The sequence below is a fragment of the Paenibacillus sp. P36 genome (assembly GCF_045866505.1).
Taxonomy (GTDB): domain Bacteria; phylum Bacillota; class Bacilli; order Paenibacillales; family NBRC-103111; genus Paenibacillus_E; species Paenibacillus_E chondroitinus.
The window spans coordinates 795,620-808,765 of record NZ_AP038372.1; the positions used below are offsets into that span (position 1 = coordinate 795,620).

Annotated in this window: 11 protein-coding genes; 5 read left to right on the forward strand and 6 right to left on the reverse strand. The window is 50.2% G+C overall.

The window, feature by feature from the left end:
- Nucleotides 1-122 precede the first annotated feature (122 nt).
- Nucleotides 123-1,001 carry an aldo/keto reductase gene (locus ACKTT9_RS03680; RefSeq protein WP_127458587.1) on the forward strand — a complete coding sequence of 293 codons (879 nt, stop codon included), beginning with the start codon at nt 123-125 and terminating at the stop codon, nt 999-1,001.
- A gap of 136 nt (nt 1,002-1,137) precedes the next feature.
- Nucleotides 1,138-3,153 (forward strand): transglycosylase domain-containing protein, encoded by a 2,016-nt coding sequence (locus ACKTT9_RS03685; protein WP_407870519.1) that lies wholly within the window; start codon nt 1,138-1,140, stop codon nt 3,151-3,153.
- A gap of 76 nt (nt 3,154-3,229) precedes the next feature.
- Here the strand turns inward: ACKTT9_RS03685 and ACKTT9_RS03690 are convergent, their stop codons facing one another.
- Complete coding sequence (locus ACKTT9_RS03690; protein WP_407870520.1) at nt 3,230-4,168, reverse strand: hypothetical protein; 939 nt, start codon at nt 4,166-4,168, stop codon at nt 3,230-3,232.
- Nucleotides 4,169-4,230: 62 nt separating this feature from the next.
- Entirely contained in the window at nt 4,231-5,139 is a 909-nt protein-coding gene (hprK, locus tag ACKTT9_RS03695; RefSeq protein WP_127458584.1) for an HPr(Ser) kinase/phosphatase, read from the reverse strand.
- Between the two features lie 180 nt (nt 5,140-5,319).
- Here hprK and ACKTT9_RS03700 point away from each other — a divergent pair, with 180 nt between their 5' ends.
- Nucleotides 5,320-5,586, forward strand: a complete 267-nt coding sequence (locus tag ACKTT9_RS03700) for a zinc ribbon domain-containing protein (RefSeq protein ID WP_407870521.1) — start codon at nt 5,320-5,322, stop codon at nt 5,584-5,586.
- A gap of 78 nt (nt 5,587-5,664) precedes the next feature.
- On the opposite strand, the gene ACKTT9_RS03705 is transcribed toward ACKTT9_RS03700, so the two are convergent.
- The 4 genes from ACKTT9_RS03705 to ACKTT9_RS03720 all read right to left on the reverse strand — a co-directional run bounded on the left by ACKTT9_RS03705 (nt 5,665) and on the right by ACKTT9_RS03720 (nt 9,440).
- Nucleotides 5,665-5,835 (reverse strand): hypothetical protein, encoded by a 171-nt coding sequence (locus tag ACKTT9_RS03705; RefSeq protein WP_157325949.1) that lies wholly within the window; start codon nt 5,833-5,835, stop codon nt 5,665-5,667.
- A gap of 148 nt (nt 5,836-5,983) precedes the next feature.
- Nucleotides 5,984-7,366: a DUF4129 domain-containing protein gene (locus tag ACKTT9_RS03710; protein WP_407870522.1), complete on the reverse strand. Its 1,383-nt coding sequence runs from the start codon at nt 7,364-7,366 to the stop codon at nt 5,984-5,986.
- Nucleotides 7,329-8,480: a DUF58 domain-containing protein gene (locus ACKTT9_RS03715; protein WP_407870523.1), complete on the reverse strand. Its 1,152-nt coding sequence runs from the start codon at nt 8,478-8,480 to the stop codon at nt 7,329-7,331. Before ACKTT9_RS03715 ends, ACKTT9_RS03710 begins: the two co-directional genes overlap by 38 nt.
- 3 nt (nt 8,481-8,483) lie before the next feature.
- The gene (locus tag ACKTT9_RS03720) at nt 8,484-9,440 is read right to left on the reverse strand and encodes an AAA family ATPase (protein ID WP_407870524.1); all 957 of its coding nucleotides are present in this window, start codon (nt 9,438-9,440) and stop codon (nt 8,484-8,486) included.
- Between the two features lie 226 nt (nt 9,441-9,666).
- On the opposite strand from ACKTT9_RS03720, the gene ACKTT9_RS03725 reads away from it, so the two are divergent.
- Together ACKTT9_RS03725 and ACKTT9_RS03730 are read left to right on the forward strand one after the other, a co-directional pair.
- A complete protein-coding gene (locus ACKTT9_RS03725) occupies nt 9,667-11,325 on the forward strand; it encodes a response regulator (RefSeq protein WP_407870525.1) in 1,659 nt (552 codons plus the stop codon).
- Nucleotides 11,326-11,439: 114 nt separating this feature from the next.
- Nucleotides 11,440-13,134 (forward strand): sensor histidine kinase, encoded by a 1,695-nt coding sequence (locus ACKTT9_RS03730; RefSeq protein ID WP_407872954.1) that lies wholly within the window; start codon nt 11,440-11,442, stop codon nt 13,132-13,134.
- The last annotated feature ends 12 nt before the right edge of the window (nt 13,135-13,146 follow it).

The following is a 13,146-nucleotide window of genomic DNA, read 5'->3' on the forward strand; positions in this document are numbered from 1 at the left end:
AAGCTCTTGGATGCTTGCATCCGGGAGCTTTTTTGCCTATGTGAGGAAGGTGATTGTATTCTTGGTTCTGGAAATGATATGGTTATAGAGAGCAAGAACACTAAGGAAGGGGCGCTTCATCCATGTTGAAACGAACCATAGGTCGTTTGAATTACGAAAGCTCAGTCGTTATGTTTGGAGCCGCAAGTCTCGGCAATGTCAAGCAGGAGGAAGCGGATGCGTCAATTGCTTATGCCCTGCAGCATGGGGTGAACCATTTCGATACAGCCGCCAGCTATGGCGATGCTGAGTTGCGCATGGGGCCTACCATTAGCCAAGTGCGCGGAGAGATTTTTCTAGCTACGAAAACAGGGCAAAGATCGAAAAAGGAAGCGAAGGAAGAGATTTACCGTTCTTTGGAACGAATGAAAGTGGATTCCGTTGACCTGCTTCAGCTGCATGCCGTCGGTTCGATGGAAGAGTTGGACCGCTGCACAGAAAAGGGCGGTGCCTTGGAAGCGGCTTTGGAAGCAAAGGCTGAGGGCATCGTGAAGGAAATTGGCATTACGGGACATGGGCATGATGCGCCTAAAGTTCATTTGGAAGCGTTACATAGATTCCCCTTCGCTACGGTGCTGCTGCCACTGAACTATTATATGTACAGCTTGCCGGAGTATCGCGAGGCTTTCGATGCATTGATGGAAGAGGCGGGCAAGCAGCAAGTGGCGGTGCGGGTCATTAAAGCCATCGCCAAGGCGCCGTGGGCTGAAGGGCAGGAGCGTCCTTATGCGACGTGGTACGAGCCTTTTGATCAGCAGCAGGTGATTGATGCCTGTGTGCATTTTGTGCTATCGTTCCCTGGCATTTGCGGGTTCGCTAGCGCAGGGGACGTTCATTTGTTCCCGAAAATCGTGGACGCCGTCGAACGTTACGGTGCCATGAAGGATGAAGAGGCCGAGCGGATCCTGAGCGGGATTAGCGGGTATACCTCTGTTTTTGGAGCGCCGACCTCGATCGCCTAGTAAATAAACGCGTTTTCTCCGTAAGGGGAGGGCGCGTTTTTTGTTGCTCAAAATTGACATGAATTGGACTCACTTATGCGTCGCTAACTCTGGACAGAGGACGAATATCTATAGCGAACATAAGGGGGAAGGTAAGATGATTAAACGATTGTGGACAAGCAAGAGGTTCTGGCTAATAAGCCTGGTCACGCTGATGGCTGGCGGTGTAGCCGTATTCGCAGCTTGTTATTCATACATTCGCGGGCTCGATGTGTCGAAATTAAATCAGCCGCTGCCCGAGGCCACGCTCGTGTTAGATAAGAACGGCAAACCGGCGGCACAGCTGTCTTCGTCAAAGATCGACCCGGTACCGATATCGCAGATGCCCAAGGTGCTTACGGATGCCGTTGTGGCTGTGGAGGATCGGAGATTTTATGAACATACCGGCATTGATCTTCAGTCTATTTTCCGCGCAGTAGCCCGCGATGTGGTGCGAGGCAGCTATTCGGAAGGTGCAAGTACGATTACTCAGCAGCTGGCACGGAACCTTTTTCTCAATGCAGACAAAACTCTGGGGAGAAAATTACGCGAGGCAGCGTACGCAATCAAAATTGATACGACTTACAGCAAAGATGAAATTCTGGAGATGTATTTGAACAGTATTTATTTTGGGGAAGGCAGCTGGGGGGTTCAAGGGGCGGCCAGGACTTATTTTAATAAAAATGTACAAGACTTAACGCTGCCGGAAGCAGCGGTGCTTGCCGCGCTGCCGAAGGCGCCGAGCCTGTACTCGCCTTTTCAGGATGAAGCGCACGCACTTGAGCGCAGGAACACGGTGCTGGTATTAATGCGCGATGAAGGCAAGATTACGCCGCAGGCGTACGAGAGTGCAAAGGCGGCACCGATCGGCGTTATGAAGTCGGATAAAAGCAATGATCTGAAAGGCAAATATCCCGCTTATGTCGATGCGGTTATTAGTGAAGCCGTTCGCCTATACGGTTTCACAGAAGAGCAATTGCTAACGGGTGGCCTACGCATCACAACAGAGCTGGATCCTACCGTGCAAAATGCGGTAACGGAAGTTTATAAGGATGACAGTCTCTTTCCCGAAAGCAAGCCGGATCAGCTCATCCAGAGCGGCGCGGTCATTGTAGACCAGCGGACTGGCGGTATCCGCGCTTTGGCAGGGGGGCGGGGGGAAAGCGTCTTCCGAGGTTTCAGTCATGCTACGCAGCTGAAGCGGCAGCCGGGATCAACTTTTAAGCCGATTGTTGTATACGGTCCTGCGCTGGAGCAAGGGTATCAGCCATATTCCACGCTATACGATGGGCCGCTCAACATTGATGGATATCAGCCCCAAGACTGGGATCATCAATCACGCGGGCAGGTGACGATGCAGGAGGCGGTTGTGTCTTCCTGGAACGTGCCGGCCGTGTGGCTGCTGCATGAAGTTGGCATTGACCGCGGACTGCAATTTGCTAAGTCGCTGGGTATCACGCTGCCCGCTCAAGACCGTCAGCTCGGCATCGCGCTGGGCGGACTGTCGGAAGGGGTCTCACCGCTCCAAATGGCGCAGGGTTTCAGTGCTTTTGCCGCTAAAGGGAATTATCACGAAGCGCACACCATCACGAAAATAGAGACCAGCACAGGTCATTTGCTCATACAAGCTGCACCGCAGAGTGTACAGGTCATGAAGCCTGAGACAGCCTATGCGATGACATCGATGCTCCAAGTCGCTGTAAGGGAAGGGACAGGGAAAAATGCCGCGATGAACCGCCCTGTTGCCGGGAAATCGGGTACCACGCAGCTGCCTCAGACGAAGGAGTTCGAGGGGATAAGCAGCGGCAGCGCTAAGGACGCCTGGTTCGTGGGGTACACACCGGAGCTGACGGCAGCCGTTTGGGTCGGTTATGACCGCACGGACAAAACCCATTACTTAACGACTTCCGGCGGGGCTGTACCGGCTGTTTTATTTCGCGAGATGATGGGGCGGGCGCTAGCTCAAGCTCCTGTTGTTCTGTTTGATATGCCCGTTGTGGGGGCGGAGGAACCGGTGGATAAACCGGAGAAGGAGTCAGGCAAAGGGCCTGACAAGGGGCCAGGTAAAGGACCGGATAAGAAGCCGGATAAAGGGCCGGGTAAAGAGCACGGACATGGGAAAGGGAAGGATTAGCAGGCTTCAGCTAAACTCTACGAAAGCTTTATAACGAAAAAGCCGCCAGCTCCATGGGAGACTGGCGGCTTTCTCATTATTCGTCGTGCTGGCTGTTGCCACGTTGCTTATCCTTATCTTTACGCTCATCTTTGTGATCATCTTTAGCTTTTGGCCCTTTTTTTGGCTCATCTTTGCGCTTATCGTCTTGATTGTCGTCATGATCATCGCCAGGTTTCTTTTGAACTTGCTGCGGCTGTTGAGGCTGCGGTTGCCATTTGGTTTTCATGTGGACATTCAATTTGTTTGCGTCCAAGTTATAGTGCTGGGCAAGCAGCCCTGCAATTTTCTGCTCAGCATCGGATGATTTGAGGTCGATAGAAGCGAGCAGATTCTGGATCCACTGGGCAGCTTCCTCCCCTTTAAGGTGAATCATGCCGGAATCTTCAGGTTTAACGCTTAGATCATACGTTGTCCCTTTATCATCCTTGGATTGCCCGATATGCAGCTTGAAATGCTTGCCGTCAACATTAAGATCGAAGCCCTGCAGGTCTGGATAACTGTTTTTATCCACCGTGGTGGGCTTCGTGCTGGATTCCGGCGTTGGAACTGCCGACGTAGGTGTCTGCGTCTGCGTAGGCACAACCGTTGCAGAGGGACTCTGTGTCGGCACAACCGGAGCAGCAGAAGCAGCCGGGGACGGCGTTGGTTCATTTGCAACGGAAGAAGATGCTTTTACATAGGCAGCCTGCTGCTTGCTATTAAGGATTAACTCAATCTGATCCCCTGCGTGTAAGTCGGCAAGCTGAGCTTTTTGATCATTTTTGAAAACCCACACAGATTTCGCTAAGGGTACCGTTTGGTCCCCTGTATCCGTGGTGACAGTGACGGCCTCTGAACTGGCAGATTTGAAAGTGCCGTTGACTGAAGTTGAGATGGCAGAGTTAGTTGAAGTTGATGCGTAGGCTGTCCACCCGCAAACCAACAACGCCACCAGCGTAATAGAAATAATAATAAATGGTAATCTTTTGCGCATAAGAAAACACCTCCACTAACACCTTTCGGCATAGGGGGGTGTTTTGGGACGGTCTTAGGTTTTTAGTCGCTCTGCAGACGCTGCATGAATTCTTCAGCTGCACTGTATCCCTGCTGGCGCAAATACCAGCTGTTCGCCGCAGCCTCAACAAGTCCGGCAACGTCGCGTCCAGGCTGCAGTTGGATTTCAATATGCGGAATTCGAATATCCATATATTCCGTGAAAGCAGGCTCAAGCTCCAAATCGTTATTGAGCGCATGCTCCTGCCACTTGGTCAGCTCGATGTCGAGCACGATCCGCGTTTCATCTTGGAACGCTTTGCGGCCATAGAGACGCGACACGTTAATAAGCCCAATGCTGCGCAGCGCAAGGAATTCCTTTGTTTTTCCGTTGTGCGTGCCCAGCAGGGTCTCGGGGCTAATTTTTTTCAGCACCACGATATCATCGGCCACGAGGCGATGCCCTCGGCGGATCAAAGTGTGGGCGGTTTCGCTTTTGCCAACACCGGATTTGCCACGAAGCAAGATGCCGATCCCTGATACATTGACGCAGACACCATGGATGGCCATCTCTTGCGCCAAGGATTTGCTGAGATATAAATCAACGAGATCCTGAAATTTACTTGTGGCTGCGGCTGTACGGAGCAGGGGAATGCGCTCTTCTTCGCAATATTTCGTTAAATATTTCAAGCCTTCCTGGTTTCTCGTGACGACAAAACAAGGCGGATGATATTTGACAATATTACCGATATGCAGATTTCTTTCATGTTCGGTGAGCTTGTGCAGGTAAGTAATTTCTTTCCTCCCTAAGAGCTGTACGTGCTCTTGCGGGAAATACTCGAAATAGCCGACAAACTCAAGGCCGGGGCGATGCGCCTTCGTTTTGGTAATCGGACGGTGCAGTTCCGAGTGTCCGGCAAGTACTTCGAGCGAGAAGCGCTCGACTAAATCTTTGACTGTGACGGGCTTCACAATCTGTCCCTCCTTTATAAATTCATGCTAATCTCATATCATTCGCTTAAATCCTGCAAGATTCCTGCTATGAAAGCGCTTGAATGTGGCATTTTTGTACAGAATGTGTCAAATTATGCGTTGCTTTCGGGGACAGCCTTGGTATGATAGAAGCAAGAAGCGAATATGGAGGTACATCCAATGGAGGCTTATAAAAACTGCCAAAGCTGCGGGATGCCGCTAGCACGTGATGAACAAGGCGGAGGAACGGAGAAATCGGGTGCGAAGAGCAAAGTTTATTGCAGTCATTGCTATCAAAATGGCAAATTCACGCAGCCTGATTTAACGGTAGATCAGATGAAGGAAATCGTGAAGATGAAGATGGTGGAGTTCGGATTTCCCCGTTTTCTGACCGGACTTTTCACACGGAATATTCCTAAGCTGCAGAGATGGTCCTCGAACAAATAGCGAAAAAAAACGCCCTATGCAAGAAGCGCACAGAGCGTAGGCCATGTTGGTCGTTTCGTATGTTTATGTAAAAGCAGCTTACCTGTTGTAGCCGCATTTTTTCGCAAGTGTTGGCCATGTTGAGAGAAACATGTTTTCCCACCGGTCTTCAGGCAATACCATGATCCATCTTGCAATTTGATCCAAGCCCATGTCACACAAAGTTTGAACGACTTCTTCTCTTTCACAGCTCGTTTTTAATGCTAACATCTCAAAACCACCTCATCACTTGTATTCAAACAATTATGCATATGCGGCGGAGAGCCGGAATGTGACGATTTTCCATAAAAAAGTCAAAGAGGCCATGCCGTTGAACGCGGCATAGCCTCTTTTAGGTTTACAAATTAGGCCGATTTGGCTATTTTAAGTGATTGCGAAGGCTAGGCTCGACCGCTTGCAGCACTTGACCCAGCTGAGCGTCGGAGACGTCGGTTTCACCGTACCGCACTTGATTATAGGCCGTTGTAATGGCATGAACGGTTTCTGGTGAAAGCTGCTTTCCTAAACTTAAATCTTTTTCCGTTTCATTAGGAGTTAGAGCATCCTTATACGTATACCCGTTCTGAGCGGCCCGCTCGATCAAGAGGCGGTAAAGATAGCGGACGCGCTCTCGATTGTTCGGTAAAAGCGCCCATTTCTTCGCATGGCTTCTCTCCTTGTTTCTTCCTTTCCTCACTTGCTGCCACCACAGGCGTGGAAGCCCTTTCCAATCGACAAGCGCTTCTTTTTCATCAATAAAGCCCTCGGATTCCCCCTCTTGCTTGCTGCTGAGAGAACGGTTCATTAAACGTCTTAAGAAGGCATTCACCACAGGCAGGAGCTTGGTTACAATCACATAAACGGCAAGAACAATCAGCGCGATAACGATGAGATATCCGAAGATAACCTGAATATAGTGAAACAAGGCGTCCAACCAGCTCGGTTCTTTCGCTTCAGCCGGAGGTAGGAGCGGCGGCGGTGCGGACGGACTGGGCTCAGGCAGCGTTTCCGGCGGCGGACCGGATTGCAGGAGAGACACCAGCCATGCGATGGCAGCGCGTAAACCCGCAACGATGCCTTGTCGAAGCTGCTGAAAGTAAGCAACGACGAAGATAAGGGCAATTAATACCGTTAACCAAATTCGGCTCGAGCGCTTCACGGTTTCCGATAACGAGGAAGAGGCGGCCCGCTCATCGCTGGCAAGTGTCGCTGTTAACAGGCCTGTTCGCTGCATAGCAAAGAAAAAGATGATGAGCGAGACGAACCCTAGGCCATTCAACCAGCCCATATAAGGTTGAAAGGAGGCTTGATGTCCCATGATCGGTACACCGATGAAGTACACGGCGCCTGCAACTGCAAACGAGGCTCCCGGGAAGATGGCAGGCCAGCCGTCTTTCGTACAGCGAATACCGCGATAGGCGAGAAGCATGCCGATAGCGGCACAAGTCCAGCTGTGCCAGTTATTCCCTTGGAACAGATAGGCTGCTGCAAAGCCGACTAGTGCACATCCCAGAAGCTCATAAAGCGTGCGAGATAGCCAAGATATGCGCCCCAATAAGCTGCCTGCCACGAAAACAAGCATGAACTGCACGATCAACGGCCAGAGAGATATCTCTGACAAATAAAGGTGCGCAGTTACGACAAGGGGAGAGAATAGAATAAGTTCAGCTCCCGCGAACAAAAGAGAATTTCCGATGACTCGAAGATAAGTATACCTAGTCTGGTTAACTTGCTGAGATTGCCCCTGAAGCGTTGTTGACATCGGATGGACTCGCCTCCTTTTCATGAAGGGTTAATAGCCCATGCTGCAAGGGAACGATAAAGACGGTATGCCCCTGCGCTTCAAGTCGCTGAATGCTATCTTCAATGGCATCTGATACGAAAGCGGTCAGCAGAATAATATCCAGGGCGCTCCCTTCCTGCAAAGTGCACTCATCCAGAAAGTCACTGCAGGAGCGGGTGTAGGAAATGGTTAGCTTCGCCATTGTTTCGAACAGATATTCCAGATGCGGGTGACCGCCGGCGGGAGGAACATGCACTGTGACACCGGACTGCTGGGCGAGAGACCCGTTATACCCGAAGCCAACAGGAATTCCTTGGCTAATCGCATACTCCGCCAACGTAGCGGCGTATGATAAACCTTTCTCAACCAGCTCCGGATCGCTAACAGCGTCCCACATGGTTGCGGTTATTTGGGTATTGACGATGATGAGCAGCCTCGGGTCCGCTGTGAATTCCCGATTATAGACCTGCAGTCGCTGGCTTCGGGCGGTGGCTTTCCAATGGATGCTGTTCATCGTATCCCCGTAACGATACTCGCGTACACCCGAAACGAGGAACGGATCGGGCATTATCCAGCGCTTCACCGTAACATCTCCTTGCCAGCGGCTGGAAAGAAGCGGGATGTCATCCCGGCTTACCAAGCGCGGATACACGAGGAGCTCCAAATCCGTGCGCTGGCTCTTCGTTGCCGCCTGCATGCCGACAAGATCCCCGATGGATGCGGATACGGTTTCAAGCTTATACCAGCCACGCTGTGCGCAGTATACCTGATGGCGTCTGACGATCCGGGTATACGGCATCAGACTGAAAAGACTGCGATGGTTCTGAAACATCGCGCCGCTGCTTACGGCAAGATTGCTTTGCTTGGCAAAATGAAGCCCAGCATGAATCGTGGATTCCAAACGCAGCCAAGGAACCGGAGCAAGCTTGCGATTCTGAATCGTTTCGATCATTTCGATGCGATCACCAGCATGGCAGTGTGCTGTATTGAAGGTTCGTTTAATCGTAAGACCGCGAAACCCCCAACGGTTGAATATGGTGTGTTGGACAAGGTAGACAAAGCCGGCGATGATGAGGATCCATGAGATACCCATCCGCTACCTCAGCTTGACTTCCGTCGGCACAGGCGTCGCCGCAAGAATGCCCGCCAGCAGCGTCTGCACCTGCTGGTCCTGCTGGCGCGAACGTGTCCGCAGCAGGATGCGGTGCGCCCAGACGGGCCCGACTAACGCTTTGATGTCGTCCGGCAGCACGTAGTCGCGGCCGCGCAGCGCCGCGTACACCTGCGCCGCCTTCATCAAGGCGCGCACGCCGCGCGGCGAGACGCCAAGCGCGGCATCCGCATGCGTGCGCGTAGCTTCCGCGAGCTGCACGAGGTACTGCAGCAGCTCGTCACTGAAGCGCACTTGCACGAACAAGCGCTGCGCTTCAAGCAGCTCAGCGCGTCCTACAACCGGCAGCAGCTGATCAAGCGGGTCCTGCTGTTGGTAGCGCTTTAAAATCTGCACCTGCTCCGCCGCAGACGGATAACCAAGCGAGAGCTTCATCAGGAAGCGGTCGAGCTGCGCTTCCGGCAGGGGGAACGTCCCCTGATTCTCGACGGGGTTCTGCGTGGCGATCACGAGGAAAGGCGCTTCGAGCGCGCGCGTTTCCCCGTCGATGCTCACTTGGCGCTCCTCCATGCTTTCCAGCAAGGCGGATTGGGTGCGCGGCGTCGCGCGGTTAATTTCATCGGCTAGCACGATGTGAGCGAATAGCGGTCCCGGGCGGAATTCGAATTCGCCGAGTTTTTGATTGTAAAAGTTAATGCCGCTAACATCCGAAGGCAGGAGATCCGGTGTGAACTGAATGCGCTTCATCGTGCCGTCCAAGGAGCGGGCCAGCGCTTTAGCCAGCTGCGTTTTCCCGGTACCCGGCACATCCTCAAGCAGCACATGTCCGGAAGCGATGAGGGCGATAACCATCAGCTCGACCGTCTCGTCTTTTCCTACAATGACTTTACCTACATTTTCCTTGATGAGCGTAGCGATTTGTCCTATTCGTGCGAAGTCCAACGGCTGTTCCTCCCAAATCATTAATGTGGTGAACAATATGTAAATCGGGACATAAGAGTTGTCTACTTAAGTTTAACAGAGACTAGGTGATTTTTACCATTACTTCCTTGACGCCTGCTAATCCTGTTGTGTATTCCAAAGGCAGTTAGTACAATATGGATAAATAGCCTAATTACTAATTACTTACAAATCAGCACTTTATATGTAAATGTTTAGGGGGACCCTGATGTACAAGCTAATTTTAGTGGATGATGAAGAGGATGTCCGTGAAGGTGTTGTTCGCGAGGTGGACTGGGAAGCCATCGGCTTCGAGGTCATTGAGAAAGCGGAGAACGGCAGAGAAGCGCTGGAAATGGTAGAGCGATTACAGCCGGACGTCGTTGTAACCGATATTCAGATGCCGTTTATGAATGGGCTGCAGCTGGCCGAAGCGATTCGGGAGCGATTTCCAACCATTAAGCTGATCATTCTCACGGGGCATGATGAGTTTGAGTATGCCCAGAGAGCGATTAAGCTGCATATCGATGAATACGTGCTGAAGCCTTTTTCCGCGCAGGAGCTTATCAATGCCTTGCTGAAGGTGAAAGGGCAAATTCAGGAGGAAGTGGCGCACCGGGAGAATGTGCAGCTGCTCATGGAGCATTATCGGAAGAGCATGCCTGTGCTGAAAGAGAATTTCCTGGCAACGCTCATGAACCGAAAGCTTCCGCGCGAAGAAGTCTACGAGAAAGCGGCAAACTACGGGATTGATATAGGCGGCCAAAGCTTTGTCGCTGCTGTTTTGAGTATCGATGGCGTCCTCATTCCTGAAGAGGAGCTGGAGAATCGGGAAGAGCTGTCCAAGTCCGTTTCCTTAAAATATTCGCCGGATCAAGCGCTGAAATACTTCGCCCTATTAAATATCACGGAAGAGATTGTGGATAAACACCGGTTTGGCCTTGTTTTTATGCATGACGATCATGTGGTTGTGTTATCCGTAAGGGAGAGTGAGAACAGGGAAATCGCGCTGCAAGAGACGATGAAGGTGCTGGAAGAAGTTCGGCAGAATGTGGAAAAATATTTGAAATTCACCTTAACGGTTGGTATTGGTACTGTCATGAAGGATGTGACCAAAATCAGCTATTCCTATGAAGACGCTGTATTGGCGCTGGATTATCGACTTATTCTTGGCAATAACCGCATTATTTCCATTGATGATGTGGAGATGCGCACTGTGGAGAAGGTTCGGTTTGACGATGTGAAAGAGCACGCTTTGACGCGTTGTATCAAGGTTGGGACGAATCAAGAGATCCGGGAGACGATGGACGAGCTTTTTCAGGGAATTGAAGGAGCTGTTTCCGTTAAGGACTATCAGATTTATTTGCTGGAAATTCTGACTTGCATTTTGAAGGCGGCCAAAGATTCGAATTTGAACGTGGACGAGGTTTTCGGCGACAACTTCATTCCTTTTACAGAGATCAATAAGTTTAAGTCGTTGGAAGAAGCTAAACACTGGCTTGCCGAGTTATGCGCCTCGATGATGAACCATATCGCTACGGATCGCCAATATACCTACAAGAATCTGGTTGAGATGGCCAAAGATTATACCAAAAATCATTATCACGAAGGCGATATTACGATTAATAAAGTGTGCAGCCATTTGCATATTAGCGCGGGGTATTTCAGCAGTATTTTCAAAAAAGAAACGAAAATGACCTTCGTCAACTATTTGAACCATATCCGCATGGAGGCGGCGAAGGAGATGCTGCGCTCCACAGATATGAAGGCGCTGGAGATCGCTGAGAAGGTCGGTTATGCCGATGCGAACTATTTCAGCTTTTCGTTCCGTAAAAATGTTGGCGTTTCTCCAAAGGAATATCGCAATAACAGCAGCAAAGGGCAGTAGGGGTCAAGGAGTGGGGGGTTAGTTTTGATACGAAAAATACGAGCTCTATTCAAGGCTTTGTACGAGGTGCTGCTCGATACCATCCGGGTGAAAAGCATCCAATTTGCGATTACGATGTCTTTTATTTTCATCACCGTGACCGTTATGCTGATCATTTCACTGGTGCTCTATAATAAGTTCTCCAAGACGGCGGAAGAAAGTGCCTTTTTAAATACACAGCAGATTGTAGAACAGGTCCAGTTTAACTTGGAAAATTATATAAAAGGCATGGCGGACACGTTCGAGGTGGTCGATGCCAAGATTGCCAAAAGCCGCGGCATCCCCTCCGACAAGCTGACGGAACAGTTGGAAACGATCGCAAGCACGCGCGAGGATATTGTCTCCATTAATTTATTTGCTGCGGATGGCGAGCTGATTACGGGTCTCCAGAATGCCGGCATGCGCAAAAATACGAGGCTGATTGAACAGTCCTGGTTTAAGTCCGCTTTGGACAATCCGAACCATCTTTCCTTTTCGCTGCCGCATATTCAGAACCTATTCAAAGATCCGTACCGGTGGGTTGTTTCGATGAGTAAAGGAGTTACTATCGAGCATGGCGGGAAGTGGGAGGACGCGGTGCTTCTGGTGGATGTGAATTTTAAAACGCTGGATGACGTGTTCCGTACGGTTTCCTTAGGCAAAAAAGGTTACGTGTACATCATTGATGATTCGGCAGGCAACATTGTGTACCATCCTCAACAGCAGCTTATTTATATTGGCTTAAAGTATGAAAATGTGGAGCAGGCGCTCAAATTCTCCTACGGCAAGTATATGGATGTCAGCGAGGGGGAACCCCGGCTTAATGTCGTTAGGACCGTTAATAATATCGGTTGGAAAATTATCGGGGTCTCCTATATGGATGAAATGATCACGACCCGCAAGGAAATCAGCACATTTATGATTTGGCTGTTGGTCATTGTTCTTATTTTTATTTTGCTCATCTCCTCCTTCATGTCAGCGCGCATTTCCAAGCCGATCAAACGGCTTAAGAAATCGATGGAAATGGTCGAGAAGGGGCATTTTGACACGTACATACATGTTCGCGGCGCAGATGAAGTGGAGCAGCTTTCACGAAGGTTCAATCTCATGGTATCCAGGGTGCGCGAGCTGATGGATCAAAATATTCATGAGCAAGAGATCAAGAGAAAAAACGAGCTTGAGGTGCTGCAATCGCAGATTAATCCGCATTTTTTGTACAATACGCTCAATTCCGTGGTTCGGATGGTTGGGAACGGGAAAAACGAAGAGGTTGTTACGACGATTACCTCCTTGTCCAAGTTTTTTCGGATTTCGCTCAGCAAAGGGAAGAATATCATTACGATTGCAGATGAGATCGAGCATATTCGGAACTATTTAATCATTCAAAAGATGAGGTATAAGGACAAGTTCGATTATGACATAGAAGTGGATGAAGAAGTGCTGCCTTATAAAACGCTAAAGTTAATTTTGCAGCCGTTTGTAGAGAATTCGCTCTATCATGGCATCGAGTATATGGTGGACGAAGGTCATATTCACATATCAGCTAGGAAAATAGGCGATAAAATACAGCTCCAGGTCCAGGACAATGGTGTTGGGATGTCAGAGGAAACACTCAAAAACATTATGATTGGCTCTGTAAAAAGCGATAAGGGCTCAGGGGTTGGTCTGCGTAATGTGCATGAGCGGATTCAGCTGTATTTTGGCGTGGATTATGGCGTTAAGGTGGAGAGCGAGCTTGAAGAAGGAACGATCGTGAAAATCTGGATTCCAGCCATATTGGAAGATGAATAGGGAGGATAAGCG